The 23,726-nt window shown below is 72.8% G+C and carries 24 protein-coding genes, 1 pseudogene and 2 CRISPR repeat arrays; of the genes and pseudogenes, 10 read left to right on the forward strand and 15 right to left on the reverse strand.

Translation table 11 applies throughout. The annotated features are described in order from the left end of the window. Positions 1 to 31: 31 nt before the first annotated feature. A CRISPR array of direct repeats spans positions 32 to 365; the repeat unit is 29 nt; unit sequence GGGACCATCCCCGCGCGTGCGGGGAGCAG. A 162-nt stretch (positions 366 to 527) separates the two neighbouring features. From ACLQ2N_RS09785 to ACLQ2N_RS09795, 3 genes are read right to left on the reverse strand one after another with little or no spacing between them, the layout of a single operon-like run. Next, a complete protein-coding gene (locus ACLQ2N_RS09785; RefSeq protein WP_425811092.1) occupies positions 528 to 1,703 on the reverse strand; it encodes a methyltransferase domain-containing protein in 1,176 nt (391 codons plus the stop codon). Continuing rightward, complete coding sequence (locus ACLQ2N_RS09790; RefSeq protein WP_425811094.1) at positions 1,700 to 1,864, reverse strand: hypothetical protein; 165 nt, start codon at positions 1,862 to 1,864, stop codon at positions 1,700 to 1,702. The genes ACLQ2N_RS09785 and ACLQ2N_RS09790 overlap by 4 nt, the downstream gene beginning before the upstream one ends. 50 nt (positions 1,865 to 1,914) lie before the next feature. After that, a complete protein-coding gene (locus ACLQ2N_RS09795; protein WP_425811096.1) occupies positions 1,915 to 2,169 on the reverse strand; it encodes a hypothetical protein in 255 nt (84 codons plus the stop codon). A gap of 94 nt (positions 2,170 to 2,263) precedes the next feature. Here ACLQ2N_RS09795 and ACLQ2N_RS09800 point away from each other — a divergent pair, with 94 nt between their 5' ends. Together ACLQ2N_RS09800 and ACLQ2N_RS09805 are read left to right on the forward strand one after the other, a co-directional pair. Next, on the forward strand, positions 2,264 to 3,103 hold the full coding sequence (locus ACLQ2N_RS09800) for a helix-turn-helix domain-containing protein (RefSeq protein WP_425811343.1): 840 nt from the start codon (positions 2,264 to 2,266) through the stop codon (positions 3,101 to 3,103). Beyond that, positions 3,100 to 3,309: a DUF397 domain-containing protein gene (locus ACLQ2N_RS09805; RefSeq protein ID WP_425811098.1), complete on the forward strand. Its 210-nt coding sequence runs from the start codon at positions 3,100 to 3,102 to the stop codon at positions 3,307 to 3,309. The genes ACLQ2N_RS09800 and ACLQ2N_RS09805 overlap by 4 nt, the downstream gene beginning before the upstream one ends. A gap of 23 nt (positions 3,310 to 3,332) precedes the next feature. Beyond that, positions 3,333 to 4,089: a CRISPR direct-repeat array (repeat unit 25 nt; unit sequence CCATCCCCGCGCGTGCGGGGAGCAG). A 259-nt stretch (positions 4,090 to 4,348) separates the two neighbouring features. On the opposite strand, the gene ACLQ2N_RS09810 is transcribed toward ACLQ2N_RS09805, so the two are convergent. After that, entirely contained in the window at positions 4,349 to 4,552 is a 204-nt protein-coding gene (locus tag ACLQ2N_RS09810; RefSeq protein WP_425811100.1) for a GNAT family N-acetyltransferase, read from the reverse strand. Positions 4,553 to 4,755: 203 nt separating this feature from the next. On the opposite strand from ACLQ2N_RS09810, the gene ACLQ2N_RS09815 reads away from it, so the two are divergent. From ACLQ2N_RS09815 to ACLQ2N_RS09825, 3 genes are all read left to right on the forward strand, one after another. Then, positions 4,756 to 5,682 (forward strand): hypothetical protein, encoded by a 927-nt coding sequence (locus tag ACLQ2N_RS09815; RefSeq protein ID WP_425811102.1) that lies wholly within the window; start codon positions 4,756 to 4,758, stop codon positions 5,680 to 5,682. Continuing rightward, positions 5,679 to 6,626, forward strand: coding sequence for an aminoglycoside phosphotransferase family protein (locus ACLQ2N_RS09820; protein ID WP_425811104.1), 948 nt, complete (start codon positions 5,679 to 5,681; stop codon positions 6,624 to 6,626). The genes ACLQ2N_RS09815 and ACLQ2N_RS09820 overlap by 4 nt, the downstream gene beginning before the upstream one ends. Before the next feature lie 274 nt (positions 6,627 to 6,900). Then, positions 6,901 to 7,143, forward strand: a complete 243-nt coding sequence (locus ACLQ2N_RS09825; RefSeq protein WP_425811106.1) for a hypothetical protein — start codon at positions 6,901 to 6,903, stop codon at positions 7,141 to 7,143. Positions 7,144 to 7,427: 284 nt separating this feature from the next. On the opposite strand, the gene ACLQ2N_RS09830 is transcribed toward ACLQ2N_RS09825, so the two are convergent. From ACLQ2N_RS09830 to ACLQ2N_RS09840, 3 genes are read right to left on the reverse strand one after another with little or no spacing between them, the layout of a single operon-like run. Beyond that, positions 7,428 to 8,021 (reverse strand): sugar O-acetyltransferase, encoded by a 594-nt coding sequence (locus ACLQ2N_RS09830; RefSeq protein WP_425811107.1) that lies wholly within the window; start codon positions 8,019 to 8,021, stop codon positions 7,428 to 7,430. Next, positions 8,014 to 9,288 (reverse strand): RNA polymerase sigma factor, encoded by a 1,275-nt coding sequence (locus ACLQ2N_RS09835; RefSeq protein WP_425811109.1) that lies wholly within the window; start codon positions 9,286 to 9,288, stop codon positions 8,014 to 8,016. Before ACLQ2N_RS09835 ends, ACLQ2N_RS09830 begins: the two co-directional genes overlap by 8 nt. Then, positions 9,285 to 9,986, reverse strand: a complete 702-nt coding sequence (locus ACLQ2N_RS09840; RefSeq protein WP_425811111.1) for a YciI family protein — start codon at positions 9,984 to 9,986, stop codon at positions 9,285 to 9,287. Before ACLQ2N_RS09840 ends, ACLQ2N_RS09835 begins: the two co-directional genes overlap by 4 nt. Positions 9,987 to 10,216: 230 nt before the next feature. Here ACLQ2N_RS09840 and ACLQ2N_RS09845 point away from each other — a divergent pair, with 230 nt between their 5' ends. Further along, positions 10,217 to 11,872 carry a cellulase family glycosylhydrolase gene (locus ACLQ2N_RS09845; protein ID WP_425811113.1) on the forward strand — a complete coding sequence of 552 codons (1,656 nt, stop codon included), beginning with the start codon at positions 10,217 to 10,219 and terminating at the stop codon, positions 11,870 to 11,872. A 51-nt stretch (positions 11,873 to 11,923) separates the two neighbouring features. On the opposite strand, the gene ACLQ2N_RS09850 is transcribed toward ACLQ2N_RS09845, so the two are convergent. Continuing rightward, positions 11,924 to 12,526 carry a dihydrofolate reductase family protein gene (locus ACLQ2N_RS09850; RefSeq protein ID WP_425811115.1) on the reverse strand — a complete coding sequence of 201 codons (603 nt, stop codon included), beginning with the start codon at positions 12,524 to 12,526 and terminating at the stop codon, positions 11,924 to 11,926. A gap of 107 nt (positions 12,527 to 12,633) precedes the next feature. Here ACLQ2N_RS09850 and ACLQ2N_RS09855 point away from each other — a divergent pair. Together ACLQ2N_RS09855 and ACLQ2N_RS09860 are read left to right on the forward strand one after the other, a co-directional pair. After that, positions 12,634 to 12,771: pseudogene (locus ACLQ2N_RS09855) on the forward strand (short-chain dehydrogenase); the annotation flags it as partial. An 89-nt stretch (positions 12,772 to 12,860) separates the two neighbouring features. Beyond that, positions 12,861 to 14,774 carry a protein kinase domain-containing protein gene (locus ACLQ2N_RS09860; RefSeq protein WP_425811117.1) on the forward strand — a complete coding sequence of 638 codons (1,914 nt, stop codon included), beginning with the start codon at positions 12,861 to 12,863 and terminating at the stop codon, positions 14,772 to 14,774. Positions 14,775 to 14,810: 36 nt separating this feature from the next. On the opposite strand, the gene ACLQ2N_RS09865 is transcribed toward ACLQ2N_RS09860, so the two are convergent. Both ACLQ2N_RS09865 and ACLQ2N_RS09870 read right to left on the reverse strand, forming a co-directional pair. Beyond that, entirely contained in the window at positions 14,811 to 15,386 is a 576-nt protein-coding gene (locus ACLQ2N_RS09865; RefSeq protein WP_425811119.1) for a TetR family transcriptional regulator, read from the reverse strand. Next, on the reverse strand, positions 15,383 to 16,894 hold the full coding sequence (locus ACLQ2N_RS09870) for an MFS transporter (RefSeq protein ID WP_425811121.1): 1,512 nt from the start codon (positions 16,892 to 16,894) through the stop codon (positions 15,383 to 15,385). Before ACLQ2N_RS09870 ends, ACLQ2N_RS09865 begins: the two co-directional genes overlap by 4 nt. 206 nt (positions 16,895 to 17,100) lie before the next feature. On the opposite strand from ACLQ2N_RS09870, the gene ACLQ2N_RS09875 reads away from it, so the two are divergent. After that, positions 17,101 to 17,403 carry a hypothetical protein gene (locus ACLQ2N_RS09875; protein WP_360857376.1) on the forward strand — a complete coding sequence of 101 codons (303 nt, stop codon included), beginning with the start codon at positions 17,101 to 17,103 and terminating at the stop codon, positions 17,401 to 17,403. A 64-nt stretch (positions 17,404 to 17,467) separates the two neighbouring features. On the opposite strand, the gene ACLQ2N_RS09880 is transcribed toward ACLQ2N_RS09875, so the two are convergent. Continuing rightward, a complete protein-coding gene (locus ACLQ2N_RS09880; protein WP_425811345.1) occupies positions 17,468 to 18,817 on the reverse strand; it encodes a DUF445 domain-containing protein in 1,350 nt (449 codons plus the stop codon). A gap of 163 nt (positions 18,818 to 18,980) precedes the next feature. On the opposite strand from ACLQ2N_RS09880, the gene ACLQ2N_RS09885 reads away from it, so the two are divergent. Then, positions 18,981 to 20,228 (forward strand): SGNH/GDSL hydrolase family protein, encoded by a 1,248-nt coding sequence (locus tag ACLQ2N_RS09885; protein ID WP_425811123.1) that lies wholly within the window; start codon positions 18,981 to 18,983, stop codon positions 20,226 to 20,228. A 72-nt stretch (positions 20,229 to 20,300) separates the two neighbouring features. On the opposite strand, the gene ACLQ2N_RS09890 is transcribed toward ACLQ2N_RS09885, so the two are convergent. From ACLQ2N_RS09890 to ACLQ2N_RS09905, 4 genes are read right to left on the reverse strand one after another with little or no spacing between them, the layout of a single operon-like run. Continuing rightward, positions 20,301 to 20,957, reverse strand: coding sequence for a DUF1707 SHOCT-like domain-containing protein (locus ACLQ2N_RS09890; RefSeq protein ID WP_425811347.1), 657 nt, complete (start codon positions 20,955 to 20,957; stop codon positions 20,301 to 20,303). A 48-nt stretch (positions 20,958 to 21,005) separates the two neighbouring features. Then, on the reverse strand, positions 21,006 to 22,028 hold the full coding sequence (locus ACLQ2N_RS09895; RefSeq protein ID WP_425811125.1) for an ABC transporter ATP-binding protein: 1,023 nt from the start codon (positions 22,026 to 22,028) through the stop codon (positions 21,006 to 21,008). A gap of 23 nt (positions 22,029 to 22,051) precedes the next feature. After that, the gene (locus ACLQ2N_RS09900; RefSeq protein WP_425811127.1) at positions 22,052 to 22,921 is read right to left on the reverse strand and encodes an ABC transporter permease; all 870 of its coding nucleotides are present in this window, start codon (positions 22,919 to 22,921) and stop codon (positions 22,052 to 22,054) included. Further along, positions 22,914 to 23,714, reverse strand: a complete 801-nt coding sequence (locus ACLQ2N_RS09905) for an ABC transporter permease (RefSeq protein ID WP_361024217.1) — start codon at positions 23,712 to 23,714, stop codon at positions 22,914 to 22,916. The genes ACLQ2N_RS09900 and ACLQ2N_RS09905 overlap by 8 nt, the downstream gene beginning before the upstream one ends. Between the last annotated feature and the right edge of the window lie 12 nt (positions 23,715 to 23,726).

Genomic DNA, 23,726 nt, shown 5'->3' on the forward strand with positions numbered 1-23,726 from the left:
GCGTACTCACACGTTGGCCTTCCGTCGCTCTGGGACCATCCCCGCGCGTGCGGGGAGCAGAACTCCGCCCGCCGCCTCGGCATAGCCGAGTGGGGACCATCCCCGCGCGTGCGGGGAGCAGCCGTTGATCTCCACCGCGTTGAGCTGACCCGCGGGACCATCCCCGCGCGTGCGGGGAGCAGAGCGAGCCCGCACAACCCGACGTAGACGCGCTGGGACCATCCCCGCGCGTGCGGGGAGCAGTCGGGCCCGACGAACACCAGCTCGGCGCCGAGGGGACCATCCCCGCGCGTGCGGGGAGCAGGCGCTCGCGGTGGGAATGAACCGTCCGAAGCTGGGACCATCCCCGCGCGTGCGGGGAGCAGACTGCGCGACCTGCAGGTTCGTCTCGAGTGAGTAGCGATTCTGACCACTTTCGCGGACTCCGGCATAACCACCTCAACAGGCCCACAGCTGGCATACGTGCCTCAGCTTAGGTCAACCATTCAGTCGGGCAAGCCCGTTCCCCACCAGCCAGACGCCGCACCTCACGCCCACTCCCCCACCTCATCCACCCAGACCCGCTCCCCCTCCCCTCGCACCATCACCCCGAACCGCTCCCACCCCGGCCTCCCTCGCTCCACCCACCACGCGTAGGCGCCCTCCACCTCATCCCACAACCGACGACTCCCCCGCTGCCACACGCGCACCGTCGGCTCTCCGTCCTCCACCAGCGCGCAGGCCCACGAGTGGTCGCTGCGGCTGTAGAACCAGTGGGGTTGGGCACCGCGCACCTTCTCGGCGGCGATGTACGTGCAGGCGGGCACGCGGAGGCCCAGCGCGAACGTCAGAGGGCTGAAGCGGTCGGTCGCCGACAGGGCCCTCGCGGCGTTGGAGGCCGTCACCTCCGGAGCGGACAACGACCCCGACGCGTACGCCTCGTGATCGATCGGGGCCGACCGGTGGGCCCTGAGCTTCATGAACTCGACCGGGCCCGTGAACCGGCCGCTCGCGCTCTTCCCCTCCGCGTCCACCGTCAACCGCAGAACCGCGTCCGCATTCGTGAAGCCCGTTCCCCACGGCGCCACAATCACACCGCCGGGCCGCGTCTGCTCCACCCACGCGTACGGGATCTCGCGGACCCCGCACGTGGCGATCACCCGGTCGAACACCCCCCGCCCCGGCGCCCCCGCGCGGCCGTCGCCGTGGATCACGTCAACCGGAGCGCCGAAGAAGTGGGCCAGGGCGTCGCGCGCCCGGTTCGCGACCGCCTCGTCCACCTCCACGCTGACGACGTTCTTCTCGCCCACCTTGTGGGCCAGCAGCGCCGCGTTCCAGCCCGTTCCCGTGCCGATTTCGAGGACGCGGCAGTAGTCGTCCACCGTGAGGTCATCCAGCATCCGGAAGACGACGCTCGGCATCGAGGCCGACGACGTCGACAGCCGGCCCGGTGCGCGGCCGGCGTGCTCCCCGTCGTCCCACTGCGTCACGATCGGTACGTCCGCGTTCGCGTGCCCGCGCCACGCCTGCGCGTCCTCCGTCCGCGATACGTGGACCGTCCTCCCGGTCGCCATGTCGAACGGCCAGATCGTGTCCGGCAGGAACGCCTGCCTGGGTACTCGGACATAGGCGTCCAGCCAGCCCGTCTTCAGGACGCCGCCGGCCGTCAGGGCGTACGCCACCTCCTCGCGAGTGGGGTACGCCGTCACTGTCTGCTCGTTCATGCCGCCGCCGCGCCCTTCGGCGGGCTCGGCACGCCCGGTCCGCCGTCCGGCGAGAGTGGTTCCTGGGGGCCCGGCCACGGTGTTCCGGGCAGGCCGTCCCCGCCACCGCCCGCGCGTACCGCGATGCCGTGCGGCGTCGTTCCCTTCATGACCTCGTTCATTCCCTTCAGCTCCTTCCGGATTGCGTGTCGCCGTCGTGGCGCCCGCGCCGTCACAGGCGGTACTTCGCGTGCATCGCGTTCGTCTCCCGTACGCGTACGCGGATGTCGTCCGCCGACGCCCCGGCCCGCGCCGGGCCGTCCGGGCAGATGGGCGCCCCGCACCGGCAGGGGGGAAACGCGGCGAGCGAGGCGTAACGCGAGAGGTCCGGATCCCTGCGCAGCTCGCGGCTCGGGGGGTCTTCGTCGTCGGTTCGGGTGGGGAGTGGGCCGGGGGCCGGCGCGGTTCCATGTTCTTCGACAGGCACGCTTTCGTGTCCCTCCGTAGCGGTTTCACTACCAGACGCGCTCAGCGTGACCTAGCCTCGCAAAGTCATCAACGTGGCAGCCAGGGAGGACATGTTGGTCAACATCAAGGAGCTGAATCCGGACGCGTCACCGCAGGCGGCCTACGGCGCGCGTTTACGCAGGATGCGTGAGGCTCGCGGCTGGATTCAGGATCACATCGCCACGATGGTCGGCTGCACCGGGCGGCACGTCTCGGCAATCGAAACTGGTCGCAAATCCGCAACCCTGCCGTTCTCGCGGCGCCTGGACGTCGCGCTCGAACTCGTAGGTACTCCGGAGTCGTTCGAGCGTGAGTGGCGCGAGATGAGGCACGGCAGTCTCCTGGAGGGCTTCCCGGAATACGTGGGTTACGAGGCGCGGGCCGTGGAGATCCGGCTGTTCCGCATCGGACTCATTCCTGGCCTGATGCAGACCCCGGAGTACGCGCGAGCAGTGGCCGAAGGTGAGCTGCAGCGCGGGTCCATCACCCCTGAACAGGCCGACGAACGCGTTACGTTCCTCTTGGAGCGGCAAACCGCGCTGGTCAGGCCCAGGCCGCCAATGGTGTTCGTCGTGATGGATGAAAGCTGTCTCCTTCAGGCCGTCGGCGGCTCGAAGGTCATGAACGCCCAACTCGAACGGCTGGAGAAACTCGCTGCACTCCCCAACTGGATCGTTCACGTCTCGCCGTTCGCCATAGGCGCTCGGCGGGCGTTCGACATGCCGGTCAACCTCCTCACCCTCTCCGACCGGTCCGTAGTCGGGTACGCCGAATCGCAAGTGCAGGGGTACGTCGACCGGGAGCCGTCAACCGTAGTGCCCATGCTCACGGCCTACCATCAACTGCAGGCCGAGACGCTGTCGCAGGCGGCGTCGGTGGCCATGATCAGCCAGTTGCGAAAGGGCACCCCGTGACGAACGAATCCCCCCGTTGGCGCAAGTCCTCGTACAGCTCGAACGGCGGCGACTGCGTCGAGGTGGCCACCAACCTCGTTGCCACAACCGGGACCGTTCCCCTCCGCGACTCCAAGCTGGCCGGCGGCCCGAGGCTGTCGGCCTCCGCCGAAGCGTTTTCGTCGTTCGTGGAAGGTGTCAGGGCGGGAGAGTTCGACACGGTCTGAGCGACCGACCGCTGTCACGGCCGCGCCACCCGCGCATGCGGGGAGCAGGACAAGATCGCCGATCCGGCCGAGTGCCTGCAGGGACCATTCCCTCGCGTGCGGGGAGCAGACGCAGAACGCCAGCGAGCGGGACCGGTTCTGGGGACCATCCCCGCGCGTGCGGGGAGCAGGTCGGGTACCTCACCGGCAGCACCCCCGGCGTGGGACCATCCCCGCGCGTGCGGGGAGCAGGTCTACAAAAAGATCAGCGGCTACTACCGCGAGGGGCCATCCCCGCGCGTGCGGGGAGCAGCCGGGGAGGAACTTCGCCGTGGCCGCCGTGGCGGGACCATCCCCGCGCGTGCGGGGAGCAGGTGCCGGAGCCGGACCCGTTCTGCCCGATGCCGGAACCATCCCCGCGCGTGCGGGGAGCAGTCATTGCGGCCCACCTCGCGGCCGATCGCCTTGGAACCATCCCCGCGCGTGCGGGGAGCAGTGCGAGATCCGGATCGGGGCGTTGCGGCGGACGGAACCATCCCCGCGCGTGCGGGGAGCAGTTCTTCCCGGAGTCGTAGAGGATGTCCGCACCGGAACCATCCCCGCGCGTGCGGGGAGCAGCGACTTCCTCGGCCTCGGTGAGCCGGAAACGGAGAACCATCCCCGCGCGTGCGGGGAGCAGCCCGGCCGGCTATCTCCCGGCCGGGGCTGCGTGGAACCATCCCCGCGCGTGCGGGGAGCAGAGGACCGCGTCGCCGCGCATCTCCGTCTCGCCGGAACCATCCCCGCGCGTGCGGGGAGCAGGCTTCGTGAGCTGCTGCTTTGTCTCGCGTCGGCGCGGTTTGCGACCACTTTCGCTCACTCCGGCATAACCGCCTCAACGCCTTCACAGCAGGCATACGCCGCCAGCGTAGGGCAACGGCCCTCGACGCGTGCCCCGATAACCGCACCCGCCGACCTCACCCCTCCACCCCCACCCGGTACACCACCTTCCCCTCCACCGCCTCGAACCCCAGCGCCCCGTGGAACTCCCCCGCCTCCGGGTCGTCCGCAGCCGCCAACCTCACCCCTCCACCCGGCTGCACCCCGCCCGGCCGGACGCCACCGCGCGGAGTTCCGTCATCCAGCGCGCCCCGAGGCCCCTCCCGCGCCACGGTTCACTCACGTACAGCTCGTTCAGGAACAGGGCGTGTGTCGTCCCCCGCGCCGGCCAGAGGAATGAGTACGCGGCCATCCCCGCGAGGGTGCCGTCGGACGGGTCCGCCACCAGGGTCCGGGCGAGTGATGCCGGGCCGAACAACGCGTCCGCGAGTTGGGGGCGGCCTTCCGTGAGGGGCTGGATCTCCGTGGCTCCGTAGAAGCGTTCGATCTCCTCGATCAGGTCCGTGAGGGTGGGATGTCGTCCGGGCGGGCGGGGCGGATGGTCACGGTCACGGGGGCTCCTTCGGGGCGTGCGCGAGGATGCTCTCCATGGGCTTCCACCTCAACTGCGTACTCGCGCTCGACGCGGGCGTGTTGCCGCTTTACGACCTCGCGATACCCGGCGGTTCCGTGTGCGTCCCGCGCACCGGTGACGCGCCCGGCCTGCCGGTGGGGTGGGCGCTTCCCGCGCCCTGGGAGCTGGAGCACTCCGTCCGTCGGCTCGTCTACGACCGGGGCGGGCTGACGCCGCACGACCTTCGCGCGTGGCGCGTCGCGGCGGGTGCGCCTGTGCGGCCCGATCCGCTCGACGCGTTCGATGACGACGACCTCCTGCTGGGCTCGTTCCTCAGCCTCGCCGCGCCCGTGGTCGTGGCCGCCATCGGCGTCCATGCCTGCGCGGCCGCCTTCCGCTCGGGCCGGCTCGTCGCGGCCGGCGGCGTCGACCACGACGAGGGTCGGGCGTTCCGGCTGGTCGACGGCGACTTCCGGCCCGCCGACCCCGCCTCCGCCGACCCCGTCACCGAGTGCATCGGGCACCTCCACGCCGGGCTGCGGGCGCCCGGCCTCTTCCAGGGCTACCTCCCCCGCAACGCCAACCACGAGGGGCGGCGCCACCGCGAGGTGTGGGCCGGGCCGGTGCCGTACGTCCGCCCCGGCTGGCGGTCCCACTTCCCGGTGCTGAGCCGGTCCTGGCCGCCCGGTGCGATGGCCCCGGGCACTCGGGTCGTCGTCGTACGGGACACGGACTGGGAGGGGCCCTGGCAGGCTGCCGAGTTCGCCGGGACCGTCGATGCCATGGCCGCCCCCGAGCCCAACGGACACCCCCGGGCGCTCGACGGCGAGTGGGTGTACTGGGTCGCCTTCGACTCGCCGCAGTACACCAGCGACGGGTACGGGCCCTTCCGCAAGGCCCAGGTCTGGGGGCGGTATCTCAGGGGCCAGCCGGGTCCCGCCCCGCGTAAGGTGCCCGGATGATCGTCATTCCGGAAGAGTTCGCCCGGACCACCATCGCGCGCGAAGGGGCCGCCGCAGCGAAGTGGGTCGCCGAACTGCCCTTGCTCGTATCGGACTTGGCGGATACGTGGGGTTGCACGCCCGACGGGCGCGTCATGCACGGCGGCGTCGGGGTCATCGTTCCCGTACGCCGTGACGGCACGCCTCCCGCCGTGCTCAAGGTCTCCTTCCCGCACCCCGGCAACGATCACGAGCCCGACGCCTTCGTCGCCTGGGGCGGGCGCGGGGCCGTCGCGCTGTACGAGCGGGACGACGCCCGGTACGCGATGCTGCTGGAGCGGGCCTCGCCGGTGACGCTGGCCGAGGCGGTCGACGGGGACGAGGTGGTGGCCGTCGCCGCGCGGCTCGGGCGGCAGCTCGCCGTGCCGGCGCCCGAGGGGCTGCCCCGGCTCAGCGACCGGGCCGGGGAGTGGGAGGACGGGCTGCGCGAGGACGCCGCCGAGCTGACGCACGCCCTGCCGCGCCCCGTACTGGAGGCCGCCCTCGCCACCGTAAGGGAGTTGGGGCGTCAGCAGCCCGACACGCTCGTCCACGGCGACCTGCACGGGCGGAACATCCTGCGGGCCGAGCGCGAGCCCTGGCTCGCCGTCGATCCCAAGGGGTACGCGGGCGACCCGGCGTATGACGTCGGGGCGCTGATGAAGTCCCGCGCGTACGCCCTCGCGGCAGCGGGGCCGGGCGCCCGCGACCTCGGCAGGGCCGTGCACCGCATCGTGGACGTGTACGCGGACGCCGCCGGCCTGGAACGCGAACGGGTGCGGCGGTGGGCGCAGTTGCATGCCGTGCAGGCGGCGTTCTGGGCGCGGCGGCACGGGTTCCGGGTCGCCCGCGGCGGGCCCGAACTGGAGTGGATCACCGCGTTCGCGGACCGGCTGGCGGAGTTGCTGACCGAGCGGGCCGGCTGACGCTGCCGCGCCTGGGCGGCCCGGGTGATGCGGACTCGCACGGCGGGCGATCTCCGTCGGTACCTCGCGGATCCCTCCGTTCCACGGCCCGCGGACGACGCAGACGTCGCCGGGGACACCATCCGGCGATGTCGCCATCTCGCCAACGCCGTCGTATTGCTCCGCCCGTGCACCAGGTCTAGCTTGAGGCACTGCGCGTGAGAGGCGCGGCAGTTGAGGCGTTGCAGCTGGACTCCACATTGGCCATGGTGTCGCATCCGAAGAGGAGCGAGTAATGAGCGAAGTCCGCAAGATGGTGTCACGAATCGCCACAGCGAGCGCGGTTGCCGCGGGTGCGCTGGTCCTGACCGTCGCCTCCACCGGTGCGGCCAACGCGGACAGCGGCGGCTGGTTCAATACGTCCACCCAGTGCAACCAGTCCGGCAAGAACATCACGGCCACGAACCCCGCGTACAGCTCCTGGACGTGTGTCCACTCCTCGACGCACAACCCGCCGTGGCATCTGATCCTCAGCTAGAGGGTCTCCACGGGCGGGCCGCGCGGAACTCCGGGCGGCCCGCCCGCAGGCGCCTCTACGATTTCCTCCGGGTCGCCCCCCATCCAGGGCCATGAAGGACAGGCGTGCCCGTGGTCGAGTGCGTGAGCGGCACTCCTTCCGGGGTGGCCTCCCTCACGAGCGAAGAAACCCGCGCGTTCCGATCACCGCCCACCCCCGGGTGGGCTCCCGCAACACCGTCGGCGACGGCGATCGCCGCACTGATCCCGGGCGTGCGGGACCACGGGGCCTGGTGAGCGGGCCGCCTACATGCGCGTGGCGAGGTCCTCGTCCGTGATCGGCCGGATCACCCGGCACGGCGTACCTACCGCGACACTCATCGGAGGTATGTCGCGGCTCACGACGCTGCCCGCGCCGATGACCGAGCCGTAGCCGATGCGGACGCCCGGCAGGACGACCACGTTGCTGCCGATCCACACCTTGTCCTCGATGACGATCGGCTCCGAGAAGCGGCCGAAATCCGCCCTGCGCGCAGGGTGCACCGGGTGACCCGTCGTCGTCAGGGTCACGCTCGGGGCGATCATGACGTCGTCGCCGATGCGGATCTCCACGTCGTCCACGAACGTCAGGTTCACGTTGCCGAAGAAGTCGTCCCCGATGTGCACGTTGCTGCCGAACGCGGCGTGGAACGGCGCCTGGAGGACCGTGCGTTCGCCCACCGAGGCGAAGATCCCGGTCAGCAGCGCACGCCGTCTCGCCGTGTCGCCCGGGGGCGTCTGGTTGTAGGCGAAGATCTCGTCCGTACGGCGGGCCGGGGCCAGGAAGGCCGCCTCGGTCTCCGTGTAGACGAGCCCCTTCGCGATCCGGGCCCGGATCTCGTTCCGGTCGGTTTCAGCCATCGTGCGGTGTTCCCTTCGCCGAGTGCCCCAGGCCGGTGAGCCGGCGCGCGTATTCCGCGGCGATCGCCCCATTGGGCGCCGCCGCCCTCGCGGCCTCGTACATCTGCGCCGCCTCCTGCGTACGGCCGAGGCGGCGCAGCGCGTCCGCCCGCACGGCGGGGAGGGCGTGGTGGCCCGCGAGCTCCTTCGGCGTACCCAGCGCGTCGACGGCCGCCAGCTGGGCCCGCGGTCCGTCCCGCATGCCCACGGCCACCGCTCGGTTCAGGGCCACGACCGGGCCGGCGCGCAGGGCGAGGAGGCGGTCGTACAGGGTGACGACGGCCGCCCAGTCGGTGGCGGCGGCGTCCGGGGCCAGGGCGTGCTGGGCGGCGATCGCGGCCTGGAGTGCGTAGGGGCCGCCCGCCGCGAGCGCCTCGCGGGCCAGAGCGGCGCCCTCGGTGATCAGCGCGCGGTCCCACAGCGAGCGGTCCTGCTGCTCCAGCCTGATCAGGCCGCCGTCCGCGTCGAGCCGGGCGGCGCGGCGGGAATGCTGGAGCAGGAGCAGGGCCAGCAGGCCGCGGGCCTCCGGCTCGTCCGGAGCCTCGGCCACCACGAGGCGGGCCAGGCGGATGGCCTCCTCGGCGAGCCGGTCGCGGATGACGCTGCCGTCGCTGGGCGTGTACCCCTCGGTGAAGATCAGGTAGAGCACGGCCAGGACCCCGCCGAGGCGTTCGGCGCGTGCGCCGGGCGGCGGTACGCGGTACGGGATGCCCGCGGCGGCGATCTTCCGCTTCGCACGCAGGACGCGCTGCGACACGGTGTCCTCACCCACCAGGAACGCGCGGGCGATCTCGCGCGTGGTGAGGCCGCCGACCGCGCGCAGCGTGAGGGCCACCCGGGCTTCGAGCGGGAGCGCGGGGTGGCAGCAGGTGAAGATCAGCCGCAGCCGCTCGTCGCCGGGCGGCGCCGGTTCGTACCCCTCCTCCAGCGCCGCGGCCTCGGCGACCTTGTCGCGTTCCGTCGTACGGCGGCGCAGCACGTCCACGGCGCGGCGCCGGGCGGCGGTCACCAGCCACGCCCCCGGGCTGCGCGGCACTCCGTCGCGCTCCCAGGCCGGCAGGGCGCGGGCGAACGCGTCCTGTGCGCAGTCCTCGGCCAGCTCCCAGTCCCCGGTGAGACGGACGAGCGTGCCGAACACGGCTCCCCATTCGGCGCGGTGGGCGGCCGCGAGCGCCGCGCGGACGGCCGCCGGCGCGGTGTCACCGGCGGCCTCCTCCCCCGTACTCATCCGAAGTCCGTCCGGAACTCCCGGAGTTCCACGAGCCCCGACCGGGCCATCGGGCACCGCCCCACGTACTCCAGCGCCTGCTCCCGGTCGCCGTCGACGAAGACGATCCCCGTGACCCACTCCGCCGCGTCCGTGTACGCCCCGCCCGTGAGGAGGAGTTCGCCCCCGCGTCGCCGTACGAGCGTGGCGTCCTCGACCGGGCTCAGGTGCTCGCCGCCCAGGTAGCGGCCGGACGCCAGGCCGTCCCGAATCCACGCGGCCACCGCGGCCGGTTCCACGGGGTACGGCGGCGCGGCCGGGTCGGCGCGCATGAGGGCGAGGAAGCGGGAGGCGGGGGCGTCGCCCTCGTGCGGGACGTTGTCCGTGTCCGCGCCGTGGTCGAGCGGCTCGACGGGGCGGATCTCGATGCGTCCCGCGGTCGCCATCGGATGCGAGGCGGCGACCTCGATCGCCTCGTCCAGGTCGGCGGCCTCCAGCAGGTCGTACCCGGCGATCCACTCGGCCGTCTCGGCGAACGGGCCGTCGGTGACCAGGACCTCGCTCCCGCGGACCCGGACCGTGCTCGTCTCCCCGACGGACTTGAGCGGCATGCCCTCCAGCCGGACGCCGCGCCCGTTCCACTTCTCGACCCACGCCTCCGGGTTCTCGTCGGTGCGCTCCCCGGCGGGATCCGTGGCGATGAACAACACGTACTTCATGAGCGTTCTCCCAGCTGCCGTGACGAACGATTCACGAAGACGACGAACGGTGTCCACCGAATCCGACAGCCGACGGGAAAATCCGACGAGAAAAATCTGAAGCCGGTGCCGGCCAACCCGAGTCGTCCGATCTATTGACGTGCCCCTGACCGAATGGCTTCATGGGTCCACCCGGGTGTGGGAGCGCTCCCACACCCGTGGACCGCCCCTTCTCCCCCTCTGGAGCCGCAGTGCGAACAGCGAGACATCCGGCTGAGCGTCCCGCCGCCGTCATCCTCACCGTCCTGGCCACCCTGCTCGGGTTCCTCTCCCTCGGCGCCCTCGCCCCCGCCCACGCCGCGCCCGCCGCAGGTACCGGGCTGCACATCAGCGACGGCCGGCTGGTCGAAGGCAACGGCAACGACTTCATCATGCGCGGCGTCAACCACGCGCACACCTGGTACCCCGGCGAAACCCAGTCGCTGGCCGACATCAAGGCGACCGGCGCCAACACCGTCCGCGTCGTGCTGTCCGACGGCTACCGCTGGAGCAAGAACGGGCCGGACGACGTCGCCGCCGTCATCGCCCAGTGCAAGGCGAACCGGCTCATCTGCGTCCTGGAGGTGCACGACACCACCGGGTACGGCGAGGACTCCGCCGCCGGCACGCTGGACCACGCGGCCGACTACTGGATCTCCCTGAAGGACGTCCTCCAGGGCCAGGAGGACTACGTCGTCATCAACATCGGCAACGAGCCCTGGGGCAACACCGACCCGGCCGGCTGGACCGCCCCCACCACCGCCGCGATCAAGAAGCTGCGCGCCGCCGGGTTCGCGCACACGATCATGGTCGACGCGCCCAACTGGGGCCAGGACTGGCAGAACGTCATGCGGGACAACGCCCAGGCGGTGTACGACGCCGACACCACCGGGAACCTGCTCTTCTCGATCCACATGTACAGCGTCTACAACACCGCCCAGAAGGTCACCGACTACCTGAACACCTTCGTGGACGCGGGACTCCCCCTGGTCATCGGCGAGTTCGGCGGCCCCGCCGACCAGTACGGCGACCCGGACGAGGACACGATGATGTCCGAGGCGCAGCGGCTCGGCCTCGGCTGGATCGCCTGGTCGTGGAGCGGCAACACCGACCCGATCCTCGACCTGACCATCGGCTTCGACCCGGCGCAGCTCAGCTCCTGGGGCGAGCGCATCTTCCACGGCGCGGACGGGATCGCTCAGACGGCCCGCGAGGCCACGGTCTACGGCGGCGCCACCGAGGAGGACACCGAGGCCCCGACCGCCCCGGGCACCCCGGCCGCCTCCGCCGTGACCGACACCTCCGCCACGCTGACCTGGGCCGCGTCCTCCGACAACGTTGCCGTCGCGGGCTACGACGTCGTGCGCGTCAGCGGCGGTACGGAGACCAGGGTCGCCTCGTCCGCCGCGACGAACGTGACCGTGACGGGCCTCACCGCCGACACCGCGTACTCCTTCGCGGTCTACGCCCGGGACGCGGCCGGCAACCGTTCGGCGCGGTCGGCCGCCGTGAGCGTGACCACGGACGAGGGCGCGACCACGCCGGCGGGCAGCTGCTCGGTCGGTTACAAGGTGGTCGGCCAGTGGCAGGGCGGCTTCCAGGGCGAGATCACCATCCGCAACACGGGCACCGCCGCGATCGACGGCTGGAAGCTCGGGTTCAGCTTCGCCAACGGGCAGACCGTCACCAACATGTGGGGCGGTACGCCCACGCAGTCCGGCGGTTCGGTGAGCGTCGCGCCGGCCTCGTACACCTCCACGATCGCCCCGAACTCCTCGGTGACCGTGGGCTTCACGGGCAGCCAGAGCGGCACGAACACCGCCCCGGCCGCCTTCACCCTCAGCGGCGCGGACTGCGCCGCCGCGTGATCCGGCGCCGGCCGGCGGGGGCCCGCGCCCCTGCCGGCCGGTCCCGGCGACTCAGCCGGTGGCCCCGGCGCGCTCGTACGTCAGATACGCCGCCCCGCTCCCCAGGACCGTGTGGTCCGTGAGCGTCCAGGCGGCCGGTTCGAACGCCGCCTGCCGGCCGAACAGCGGGATGCCCGCGCCGATCGTCGTCGGGCTGAGCTTCAGGATCAGCGTGTCGATCTCCGCGTAGAGCGAGGCGGCCAGCTCGCCGCCGCCGACGAGCCAGATGTCCTTGCCCTCCTCCTGCTTCAACTCCCTTACGCGCGCGACCGGGTCGCCCGTGACGAGCTCCACGGCCGGGTCGGGGCTCTCGCCCAGGGTGCGGGAGAACACCAGGTGCCGCAGGTGCGGGTAGGCGTCCGTGAGCCCGGCGTCGAGGCCGACCTGGTACGAGCGCCTGCCCTCCAGCACCGTGTCGAAGCGCGTGCCCTCCGCCGTCACCCCGAGCGCGGCGCGCGCCGGGCCGGGCAGGGTCTCCGGGTACTCGGCGATCAGGTGCTTGAGGTAGTCCTCCGGGATGGGCCAGAAGCCGTCCGGGCCGCTGGGGTCGGAGCCGTCCGGTCCGGCGATGAAGCCGTCGAGGGTGGCGGCGATGAAGTACACCAGCTTGCGCACGTGGAGCCTTTCGTCCGGGGGCGGCCTCCGGTACGTGGGGGCCGTCGGCCGTTCATGATCGAACGGGCGCTCGCGGCAGGCAACGGGAATGACGCCTTCCGGACATGGCCCGGGAGGAGCTGCGCGGCGCACCCACCCGGGTGGAGCTGTCCGCCGGGGCGGCCGACGCCGCCACGGGACGGCGGCTGTGGGAGGTGTCGGAGGAGGCCACGGGCGTGCGGTTCGCGTTTCCCCCATCCGGCTGAGCCAACGCGCTCCCACCGCTCCGCAGGGCCGCGGGATTTGGATAAGGTGCCGTGTCTACAGCAGTGCTCTCCGGGGGAGTTACGAGTACATGAGCGGTCAGCAGCCACGCAGAGGCGGCGCCTCACAGGTCTTCCAGCCCCTCGCGGCTGACGATCCCACCACCATCGCCGGTTACCGGCTGGCCGCCAAGCTCGGCGCGGGCGGCATGGGCAAGGTGTACCTGTCGTACACGCCCGGCGGGCGGCCCGTCGCGATCAAGGTGATCCGGCCGGAGTTCGGCGAGGACGCGGAGTTCCGGCGGCGGTTCGCGCAGGAGGTGCAGTCCGCGCAGCGCGTGCAGGGCCTGTTCACCGCGCCCGTGATCGACGCCGACACCCAGGGCGCGCAGCCGTGGCTCGCCACCGCGTACGTACCGGGCCCCTCGCTCGCCGACGCGGTCGTGGAGCACGGCGCCCTGCCCGTCGAGGCGGTGCTGCTGCTGATCGCGGGCATGGCCGAGGCGCTGCACGTCATCCACGGGGCGGGCATCGTCCACCGCGACCTCAAGCCGTCGAACGTGCTGCTCGCGGCGGACGGGCCGCGCGTCATCGACTTCGGTATCGCGTACGCGGCCGACGCGACGTCGCTCACGGGGAGCGGGGTCACGATCGGCACCCCGTCGTTCATGGCGCCGGAGCAGGCCGCCGGGCGCAAGGTCACCGCCGCGACGGACATCTTCGCGCTGGGCCAGGTCGCGGTGTTCGCGTCGACCGGGACGCCCGCGTTCGGCGAGGGGACCTCGCACGGGGTGCTCTACCGGATCGTGCACGAGGAGCCGGACCTCACGGGTGTGCCGGAGCGGCTGATGGAGCTCGTGGGGCGCTGCCTGGCGAAGGACCCGCAGGACCGGCCCTCGGTCGCCGAGGTGATCCGGCTCTGCCAGACCGCGAACGCGGAGACGGTGCTGCGGCGGCCCGAGGACTGGCTGCCCAAGCCGGTCGCCGCCGACATCACCGTACGGGCCGCCGCGCCGGCGCCCGTGCAGACGCCGCCCCCGCCGTCGGCCGCCCCGGCCACGCCGCCGGTGGCCGCCGCGCCCGCGGCTCCGGCCGCCCCGCCCGCCGCCTACTCGCCCACGACCCCGGCGCCGAGCACCCCGCCGCCGGGGTACGGGCCGCCGGTCACGCCCGCGCCGGGGCAGGGGCCCGCGCCGGTGGGACCGGGGGCGTACGGTGCGCCCTCGGCGCCGTCCGGGCCGGCCCCGGCGTACGGGTACCCGGCCGCCCAGCAGCCCGCGTACGGCTACCCGGGTCCGGGGCAGCCCACGTACCCCGGCGGGGGCGTGCCGCCGCAGTCGCACACCACGCAGCCGGTGCCGCAGACGCCCGCGCCCAGGAAGCGGCGGGGACGGGTGGCCGTCCTGGCGGTCGCCGCCGTGCTGCTGTTCGCCCTCGGCGGCGGAGGTACGGCGTACTTCCTGCTGAAGGACAACGGCAAGGACGAGAAGGGCGGTACGGCCGCCCAGGACAAGAACCCGCCCGCGCCGCAGGTGAGTCCGAAGCCGAGTGCCGGCGCCACGGAGTCCGGGGACGACGACGGCACCGAGCAGCCCGAGGGGCGGAGCCCCGCGACATCGGACCCGACGCCGGAGGACTTCACCGGGATCAACCTCACCCAGGGGTACCACCTGACGTTCGGCGATGCCGAGGTGCGGCCGCAGGAGGGTGAGGACGAGGGGTACGAGCTGACGTACGACTCCGGCGGGTACCTGGAGGCGGAGAGCGAGGGCGGCAAGCTGATCCTGCTCGACCCGGGGCAGGCCGGATCGCTGGACGTGTGCCGGGCGGAGACGCGGTTCGCGAACGACATCGAGATCAGCAAGCTGTCCAAGGGGCGGCAGGTGTGCGTGACCACGGGGACGGGGCACATGGGGCTGGTGACGTATCAGGGGCACTCGCCGGAGGACTCGCCGAGCGACTACATCACGATCGATGTGACGGTCTGGCGGAACGCGATGCGGTAGGGCCTGCGGCGGGCCTCACACGCCTGCGGGGCTGCGTCAGCCCGTGATCAGCCGCTGGAGCGCCGGCGCGTACAGGTCCGCGATGCGTTCCGGCGTCGCGGACGCCCCCGCGCCCTCCCGGTGCAGGCTCAGCGTCGCGCCCAGGCCCAGCAGGTGGCCCGCCAGGAGCTCCGCGCGCAGGGCGCGGTCCTCGCCGGGGAGGCGGGCGGTGAGCGCGTTGGTGACCTGTTCGTGGAAGCGGTCGCGGAGCAGGGAGCGTTCGTCCTGGTTGCCCAGGGAGAAGACGACGCGCAGCAGCGGGTCCGACTGGAGGGCGCGGCGGCGGGTGACCAGGGTGACCACCATGTGGCGGCCCAGCACGTCGAGCGGGGCGTCGAAGAGCTCCGCGGCGGCCGGCCCGAAGTCGGCCACCGTGTTGAACAGCTCCTCCTTGCGGCCGAAGTGCTTGACCACCAGGGACGGGCTCACCCCGGCGTCCGCCGCGATCCCGCGGATCGTCACCTCCGCGTACGGGCGCTGCGTGAACGCCCGCCGGGCGGCGCGCAGGATGGCGTCCCGGCCCGTGCCGGTGTCCGCGGCCGGGGTCGCGGCGATGGCCTGGCCGCCGGTCATGCGCCCTCCTGGATTTCCGCCGGCCGCGCACCCCCCGTCGGGGTGGCCGGCGCCGTACGGCTCTCCTCGACCGTACCCGCCCCGGCGGGCTTGCGGCCCGGCAGCATGAGCGTGACCAGGAGGGCCATCAGCGCCGCGCCCGCCGCGATGACGAAGACCAGCTGGTACGCGTGCAGGGTCGGCGCGGTCCGGCCCCCCGCCCGGAAGGTGAGGTTGGCCAGGACGGCGGCCACCGTGGCGCTGCAGAACGCCTGGCCGATCGAGCGCATCAGGGTGTTCAGGCCGTTCGCCGCGCCGGTCTCGCTGACCGGGACCCCTCGCATGACGAGGGCCGGCAGCGCCGAGTACGCGATGGCCGTGCCGGAGGCGACGACCGTGGCGCCCGCGACGATGAGCCACAGGCTGTGGCTGGTGAAGTACCGCACCCCGTATCCGGCCGCGATGATCCCCGCCGCCAGGGCCAGGCTGACCTTGGGGCCGTGCTTGGCGGAGATCCGGGCGGACACCGGCGAGAGCGCCACCATCGCGACCCCGCCCGGCAGCAGGCACAGACCGCTGACGACGAGCGAGGCGCCGAGCCCGTAACCGGTCGCCTTCGGTTCCTGCACCATCTGGGCGGTGACCAGGGAGTTCGCGTAGAAGGAGAAGCCGATGAGCAGGGCCGCGACGTTGGTGAGCAGGACGGCCGGGCGGGCGGAGACCCGCAGGTCGACCATGGGCGTCGCGACGCGGAGCTCGTACGCCCCCCAGACCAGCGCCACCACGACGGCCGCCACGAGCAGGCCGACCGTCCGGCCGGAGGTCCAGCCCCAGTCGCCGCCCTGCGTCACGGCGAGCAGCAGGCAGACCAGCGCGCCGGACAGGCCGAGGGCGCCGAGCGCGTCGAAGCGGCCGCGGCTGCGGAGCGGGGACTCGGGTACGAAGGCGAGGACGAGCACGATGTCGATGAGGCCGATGACGCCGGAGACCCAGAACATGGTGTGCCAGTCGAAGTTCTCCACCACGAGCGCGGCGATCGGCAGGCCCACCGCCGCGCCGATGCCGAGGGTGGAGCTCATCAGCGCGACGGCGGACAGCACGCGCTCGGGCGGCAGTTCGTCGCGCAGGATGCTGATGCCCAGCGGTACGACGGCGATCGCGGCGCCCTGGAGCGCGCGGCCGGTGATCAGCACGCCGATGTGGGAGCTGACCCCGCAGAGCACCGAGCCCACCACGAGCACGGCGAGCGAGGCGACGAGCACCCGCCGCTTGCCGTACATGTCGCCGACCCGGCCGAGCACGGGCGTGAACACCGCGCCGGTCAGCAGCGTGACGGTGACCAGCCAGCTCGCGGCGGCCGGGGTGGCGCCGGTCAGCTCGGGGATGTGCGGGAGCAGGGGAACGACGATCGTCTGCATGACCGCGACGACGACCCCGCAGAAGGCCAGCACGCCCACCGCGAAGCGCGGGTGCGGGGCCTGGGCCGCGGGGGTCGTCGGGGAGGCGGGGGCGGGTATGTCCGCGGGCATGGTTCTCCGTTGCTGACTCGACGGCGGGTGAGGGGGTGTACGCGCGTTCACCTCCAGGGTAAACGCCTGTGCACCCCCTCGTCGCCGGGAGGGCGGGAGCGCGCGTTAGCCTCGGTTCCGGCGCCGGTGCGGCGCCGGGCGCCGGGCGCGTACGAGCGCGCCGGGCGCGCACACCGATGACGTGGACGAAGGCGGAGGTGGCTGCGATGGCGAAGGTGCCGGCAGCGGCGGTGGCGGCGGGCGGACTGGTCGGCGGTTACGCCGTCGCGCGGTGGACCCGCAAGCGTCCGCTGGGCGGGGTCGCGCTCGCGGCGGCGGGCGGCGTCGCCGCGTACGAGTGGAACCGGCAGGCGGGCCCCCGCGCGGCCGCAGCCCTGACCACCGCGTACGTGGCCGCGTTCGCGGGCTCGCACCCGCTGGCCAAGAAGGTCGGCGCCTGGCCCGCCGTCTTCACCGTGGCGGGCACCGTGGCCGCCGCGTCCTGGGCGGTCACCCGCCGGGCGTCCTGAACCCGGGCGCGTCGACGGGGCGGGCCGGGCCTGAACGGCCCGCCCGCCCCGCCCCGGGGCCCCCTCAGCCCCACAGCGCCCACGACACCGTGTAGATCGCCAGCCCGGCCAGCGCCCCCACCACCGTGCCGTTGATGCGGATGAACTGCAGGTCGCGGCCGATGTGGGCCTCGATCTTGCGGGACGTCTGGTCCGCGTCCCAGCCGGCCACCGTGTCGCTGATCAGCGAGGTGATCTCCGCCCGGTACGTCGTCACGACGTACGCCGCCGCGTCCTCCAGCCACCCCTCCAGCTTCCCCTGGAGCCGTTCGTCCGTGGCCAGCCGGGCGCCCAGCGACATCAGTGAGGCCCGGGCGCGCAGCCGCAGCTCGCTCTGCTCGTCCTCCGCCGCCGCGATCACCATCGCGCGCACCGACGCCCAGGCGGAGGCGATGACGTCCTGGACCTCGCCGCGCCCCAGGATCTCCGTCTTCAGGCGCTCCACCCGCTCCCGGGTCTCCGAGTCGGTCCGGAGGTCGGCCGCGAAGTCCGCGAGGAACGTGTCGATGGAGCCGCGCGCCGGGTGCCCGGGCATGTCCCGCATCTCCGTGACGAAGCGCAGGAGCTCCTTGTAGACCCGCTCCCCGACCCGCTTGTCCACGAACCGCGGCGTCCAGCCCGGCGCCCCGCCCTGCACCGCGTCCATCACCGAGTCGCCGTGCAGCACGAGCCAGTCGTGGGCGCGGGCGCAGACCAGATCGACCAGCTTGCGGTGGCCGCCGTCCGCGACGACCTTCTCCAGCATCCGGCCGAGACCCGGGCCGACCTCCGCCGCGTTCGCCCGCCGGGTGATCGCCTCGCCGACCACGGCCTGGACGTCCGCGTCCCGCAGGACGGTGAGCGCCCCGCGCAGCGCGGTCGCCAGCTCGGCCGTGACCCGGTCCGCGTGGGCCGGCTCCGCGAGCCACGCCCCGACCCGGCCGCCGATGCCCAGCGAGTGAATCCGGTCACGTACGACGTCCCCGGACAGAAAGTTCTCGCCCACGAAGGAACCGAGGGAGGCCCCGAGCTGGTCCTTCTTGGTGGGAATGATGGCGGTGTGCGGAATCGGCAGACCGAGCGGACGCTTGAAGAGGGCCGTGACGGCGAACCAGTCCGCCAGCGCACCCACCATGCCCGCCTCGGCGGCCGCCGCGACGAAGCCCGGCCAGCCGCTCACCCCCTCGTTCTTCGCCCAGGTGGCGAGGACGTACACCAGCGCGACCAGCAGAAGGAGGCCGGTGGCCGTGGTCTTCATACGGCGTACGCCACGACGCTTCTCCTCGTCCGCCGCGGTGTACGCGAACGAGGCCAGCCCGCCGGGCCTCGCCCTCCCGCCGGGCCCCGGAGGCAGTCCGCCCCGCTCGGTCCGCCCGGTTCCGTCGATCCGTTCCATCCGCTCCACCCGTCCGCGTACGCACAGCCCCAGACGTCCGCTACGCATTGTGCCTACCTGACCTACTCCCGGGCCGCACGTCGAGTTCCCCGCGCCCTGCCGCATCATGGGAACCGGTCCACTCCCCCGCAATTCCTCTTTTCCGCAAGGAGACACACCGCCCATGCCCAGGCGCCAGGGGTACGCCCTGCTCATCGCCCTCGTGGCGGGCACCGCCGCGCTCGCCGCAGCCGTGGCGTTCGCCGGTTCCCTGCTGTTCACCGGGGACAGGGCGACGGCCGCCGCCACCACGGTCCCGCGGGGCGTCGCCCACAGTCCGGCGGCCCCGGCGCACTCCTCCGGGCACTGGCTCGCCACCTGGGCGGCGGCCCCCGTCGAGGGCGTGGCCGACCCGGCGCAGGCCGCGGACCAGAACCGCCGCGTCATCCGCAACGTCGTGCACACCAGCATCGGCGGCACCGAGGCCCGCGTGACGCTGTCCAACCTGTTCGGTACGCGGCCCCTGCTCATCGACGGCGTCACCGTGAACACCCGCCCCGTGACGTTCCACGGGGCCTCCTCCGTCACCGTCGCCGCCGGCGGGCAGACCGTCAGCGACGCCGTCGCCGTCCCGGTCGCCGCAGACGCCGACCTCGTGGTCGCCCTGCGCACCCCGACCGCCGACGGGCCGGTCACCACGCACCCCAACAGCCACCAGACCTCGTACACCGAGGACGACCGGGGCACCTGGGCCACCACGCGGTGGCGCTACCTCACCGCCGTCGACGTGCGGGGCGGGGCGCGGGCGTCGGCGACGCTCGTCGCGTTCGGCGACTCGCTCACGGCGGGCACCGGCTCCACCACAGACGCCAACACCCGCTGGCCGGACGCCCTCGCCGACCGGCTGGACGGCCGCTACGCGGTGGTCAACGAGGGCATCGGCGGCAACCGCCTCCTGCTCGACGGCATCGGCCCGCGCGCGCTGGACCGCTTCGAGCGCGACGTCCTCGGCGTCTCCGGCGTGAAGACGGTCGTCATCGCGCTCGGCGTCAACGACGTGCAGGCATTCCCGAACGAGACCGACCCCGGGCGGATCACCGGCGCCCTGCGCACCCTCACCCAGCGGGCCCACGCACGCGGCCTGCGGGTCATCGGCGCGACCCTCATGCCCTACCGGGGCTACGCCAGGTGGACCGCCACCGGTGAGCAGGTGCGGCAGTCCGTCAACGCGGAGATCCGGGCCGGCGGGATCTTCGACGAGGTCATCGACTCCGACCTCACCATGCGCGACCCGGCCCACCCCCAGCGGCTGCGCCCCGCGTACGACTCCGGCGACCACCTGCACCTCAACGACGCCGGATACGCCCGCCTGGCGGGGCTGCCGGACGTGGACACCCTGACCGGGGACAGGCCGAAGGTCGACGCGCTCTGAGCCGGAGGCGGCAGCCTGGAGCCGGGCGTCGGATGATGGCCGGGGTCGCGACGCTGATCCGCCGGACAGGCCCTACCGGCCGCCCTTCTCCAGCCGGCCCCGCTCGCGCTGCGCCTCCCGCAGCCGCCGCTTCTCCGCCTTGCCGCGCTTGTGCTCCACCCCGACGCCGCCCATGAGCGCGAGGCCGGTGATCCGGACCCGCGGCGCGTCCGGCGCGGGGGCCGACTCGTCCTGGGCGTGCTCCCCGAAGCCGCCCATGATGCCGATGCCCCGGACGTCCACGTTCAGATCCGGCGGGACCGTCACATGGATGCCGCCCATGATCGTGAAGCAGCGGATCACCGTCTCGCGGTCCTCGAAGTTCGCCTCGCGCAGGTCGATATGGCCGCCGCCCCACATCGCGAACGCGGTGAAGACCCGGCCGACCGTCCAACTCCCCCGGCGGCCGAACCCGCCCCAGAACGCGAAGGCACCGCTCGACGTGGCCGGCTTCCCGATCCGCTCCGACCAGCGGGCCGCCGAACCGGACCGGGGCCGCACGGCCGGCGACGACGACGCGGAGCCGGCAGCCGGCAGATCGCGGACGAGCGGCTCCAGCTCCCCGTGCGTCCGCGCCTTGTAGGCCGTGTCGAGGCGCTGCTCGAACTCCTCCATCTCAAGACGCCCTTCGGCGACCGCCTCACGCAGGATCTCGGCAACACGTTCACGCTCGGCGTCGGAGGCCCGCATCTCGGGGAGTTCGCTCGTCATACCGCGCAGCCTATTGAACGTATGTGCTCACGTCACCGGCTCCCCGGGCCGCTCGCGGGCGTACATCTTGGCGATGACCGCCTCGATGTCCGGCTCCTGCACCGAAAGGTCCGCCAACGGGTACTCCGCGGCGATCCGCGCCACCAGCGGAGCCGCCGACGCGGACGCCGGGAAGGCCAGCCACTGGCGCGGCCCCTCCACCTTCACCGTCCGCACCGACAGCTCCGGCTCCAGCCGGATCGGCGGGAGTTCGCGCTCCAGGTCGACCACGAGCGTCCGCTCGCTCTCCCCCACCTCGTGCAGCCCGGCCAGCGCGCCGTCGTACATCAGCCGGCCGTGGTCGATCACCATCACCCGGCTGCACAGCTGCTCGATGTCCGTGAGGTCATGGGTCGTCAGCAGGACCGTCGTCCCGCGCTCCGCGTTCAGGTCCCGCAGGAACTGCCGCACCTTGGCCTTGGACACCACGTCGAGGCCGATCGTCGGCTCGTCCAGGTACAGCACCTCGGGATCGTGCAGCAGCGCCGCCGCGATGTCGCCGCGCATCCGCTGCCCGAGCGACAGCTGACGTACCGGCACGTCCAGCAGCTCCCCCAGGTCCAGGAGTTCGACACACCGGTCCAGATTGGCCCGGAAGCGCGCGTCCGGGACCCGGTACATCCGGTGCACCAGCCGGTACGAGTCGCGCAGCGGCAGGTCCCACCACAGCGTCGTGCGCTGGCCGAAGACCACACCGATCCGGTGCGCCAGACGCGTACGCTCCCGCGAAGGATCGATGCCCGCGACGCGCAGGGAACCGCCGCTCGGCGTGAGGATGCCCGTCAGCATCTTGATCGTCGTCGACTTCCCGGCCCCGTTCGGCCCGATGTAGCCGACCATCTCGCCGCGCTCCACCCGGAAGCTGATCCCGTCGACCGCCCGCACCTGGCGCCGCTCGCCGCGCAGGAAACCCGTCCGGCGGCGGACGTCGAAGACCTTCTCCAGCCGGTCCAGCTCGATGAAGGCCGCCCCGGCGCCGGTATGCCCGCCCGTGCCCGTGTCCGTGGTCATGCCGCTCCCTCTCCCGTCCCGTCTCAACTTCCCGTACTCCGGTACGCCCGCAGCCCCGCCCGCCACGCCAGGCCCGCCCCGGCCGCGCAGACGGCGGCCACCACCGGAGGCAGGAACGCCACCCACTCCGGCAGGCCCAGCGGCAGCTCCCGGCCCAGCACGTACAGCGCCGGCAGCCAGTTCACGAAGGCCAGCGGCACCACGAACGTCACCCCGCGCACCAGGTCCTTCGCGAAGATCGTCGGCGGGTACTGGAGCAGCGTGTTCCCCCCGTACGTGAACGAGTTCTGCACCTGCGAGGCGTCCTGCGCGATGAACTGGAACGCCCCGCCGGCCACGAACACCGCACCGAAGATCACCGACCCGCTCAGCAGCATCAGCGGCAGCACGACCGCCTTCGCCGGGGTCCAGTCGATGTCCGCCGCCACCAGCCCGTAGCCGAGCACCAGCAGCCCCTGGGTGATCCGCCCCAGCCTGCGCAGCGCGAAGCGGTCGGCCGCCACCTGCGCGAGAACCGGGACGGGCCGCACCAGCAACGTGTCCAGCGTGCCGTCACGCACCCGGCGGCCCAGCCGGTCCATCGACCCCATCAGCAGGTCCGCCAGCCCGAAGGCCGTCCCCGACGCCCCGTACAGCAGTGCGATCTCCGGCAGCGTGTAGCCGCCCAGCGCATCGACGTGCGCGAACATCAGCACGATCGTCACGAAGTCGAACGCCGTCGCCGTGAAGTTGCCGACCGCCGTCATCACGAACGACGCCCGGTACGCCATCGTGGAGCGCAGCCACATCGACACGATCAACCCGTACGCCCGCACCCCCTCGACCAGCCGAGGCCGCGGGGCGAACAGCTCCCCCGGCGCCTCCGGCACGACCGCCTCCACCACCTCAGCCACCCTGGACCACCACCCTCCGCGTCGCCACCGACTGCACCATCCGCCCCACCAGCAGCAGCACCACGGCCCAGGACGCCTGGAACACGTACACCCGCACCAGACCCCAGCCCGTGTGCTTGCCCAGGAACACATCCGCCGGCACCTGAAGCAGCGCCGACCACGGCAGCAGCCGCGCCACCTCGCCCAGCAGCCCCGGGAACAGGCTCAGCGGCAGCAGCATCCCCGAGAAGAACAGCCCCGCCAGGAAGGCGATCTGCGCCGCGCCCGCCCCGTCCATCAGCCAGAAGGCGGACAGCGCCACCAGATAGCGGATCGCGAAGCTCACCACCACACCCAGCGCCACCGAGACCAGGAACGCCAGCCACGGCCCCGCCGACCCCGGCAGCGCCAGGTCGAACGCCAGCCCGCCGAGCACCATCGGCACGATGCCGCGCCCCAGCAGATGGAAGGCCGCCCGCCCCAAGTCCTGCGCCAGCCACCACAGCTGCAGGTCGACCGGACGGTACAGGTCCACCGCGATGTCGCCCGTGCGGATGCGCTCGATCAGCTCGTCCTCGAAACCGCCGCCCATCATCACGCAGGTCATCAGCAGCGCCTGGCCCAGCCAGACGAACGTGAGCGCCTGCGGCATGTCGTAACCGCCGAGCCGGGGCCGCTCGTCCCACAACGCCATGTACGTGTAGGCGAGGATGAAGCCGAAGACGGTGTTGGTGAACACCCCCGCCGCCGTCTCGATCCGATAGGTGGCGTAACGGCGGAAACCGCCCGCCGCCACCACCGCGTAGACCCGCACAGCAACCGCCTC

The organism is Streptomyces sp. DT224, assembly GCF_049844595.1.
Classification (GTDB): domain Bacteria; phylum Actinomycetota; class Actinomycetes; order Streptomycetales; family Streptomycetaceae; genus Streptomyces.

Excerpts from the sequence above, each read along its gene's own strand:
- ACLQ2N_RS09880 (WP_425811345.1), bottom strand. The coding sequence starts at position 18,817 with ATGGAACGGATCGACGGAACCGGGCGGACCGAGCGGGGCGGACTGCCT.
- ACLQ2N_RS09840 (WP_425811111.1), bottom strand. The coding sequence starts at position 9,986 with ATGAAGTACGTGTTGTTCATCGCCACGGATCCCGCCGGGGAGCGCACC.
- ACLQ2N_RS09895 (WP_425811125.1), bottom strand. The coding sequence starts at position 22,028 with ATGACCACGGACACGGGCACGGGCGGGCATACCGGCGCCGGGGCGGCC.
- ACLQ2N_RS09815 (WP_425811102.1), top strand. The coding sequence starts at position 4,756 with ATGGGCTTCCACCTCAACTGCGTACTCGCGCTCGACGCGGGCGTGTTG.
- ACLQ2N_RS09890 (WP_425811347.1), bottom strand. The coding sequence starts at position 20,957 with ATGCGGGCCTCCGACGCCGAGCGTGAACGTGTTGCCGAGATCCTGCGT.
- ACLQ2N_RS09790 (WP_425811094.1), bottom strand. The coding sequence starts at position 1,864 with ATGAACGAGGTCATGAAGGGAACGACGCCGCACGGCATCGCGGTACGC.
- ACLQ2N_RS09870 (WP_425811121.1), bottom strand. The coding sequence starts at position 16,894 with ATGCCCGCGGACATACCCGCCCCCGCCTCCCCGACGACCCCCGCGGCC.
- ACLQ2N_RS09875 (WP_360857376.1), top strand. The coding sequence starts at position 17,101 with ATGGCGAAGGTGCCGGCAGCGGCGGTGGCGGCGGGCGGACTGGTCGGC.
- ACLQ2N_RS09885 (WP_425811123.1), top strand. The coding sequence starts at position 18,981 with ATGCCCAGGCGCCAGGGGTACGCCCTGCTCATCGCCCTCGTGGCGGGC.
- ACLQ2N_RS09865 (WP_425811119.1), bottom strand. The coding sequence starts at position 15,386 with ATGACCGGCGGCCAGGCCATCGCCGCGACCCCGGCCGCGGACACCGGC.
- ACLQ2N_RS09860 (WP_425811117.1), top strand. The coding sequence starts at position 12,861 with ATGAGCGGTCAGCAGCCACGCAGAGGCGGCGCCTCACAGGTCTTCCAG.
- ACLQ2N_RS09820 (WP_425811104.1), top strand. The coding sequence starts at position 5,679 with ATGATCGTCATTCCGGAAGAGTTCGCCCGGACCACCATCGCGCGCGAA.
- ACLQ2N_RS09825 (WP_425811106.1), top strand. The coding sequence starts at position 6,901 with ATGAGCGAAGTCCGCAAGATGGTGTCACGAATCGCCACAGCGAGCGCG.
- ACLQ2N_RS09835 (WP_425811109.1), bottom strand. The coding sequence starts at position 9,288 with ATGAGTACGGGGGAGGAGGCCGCCGGTGACACCGCGCCGGCGGCCGTC.
- ACLQ2N_RS09830 (WP_425811107.1), bottom strand. The coding sequence starts at position 8,021 with ATGGCTGAAACCGACCGGAACGAGATCCGGGCCCGGATCGCGAAGGGG.
- ACLQ2N_RS09785 (WP_425811092.1), bottom strand. The coding sequence starts at position 1,703 with ATGAACGAGCAGACAGTGACGGCGTACCCCACTCGCGAGGAGGTGGCG.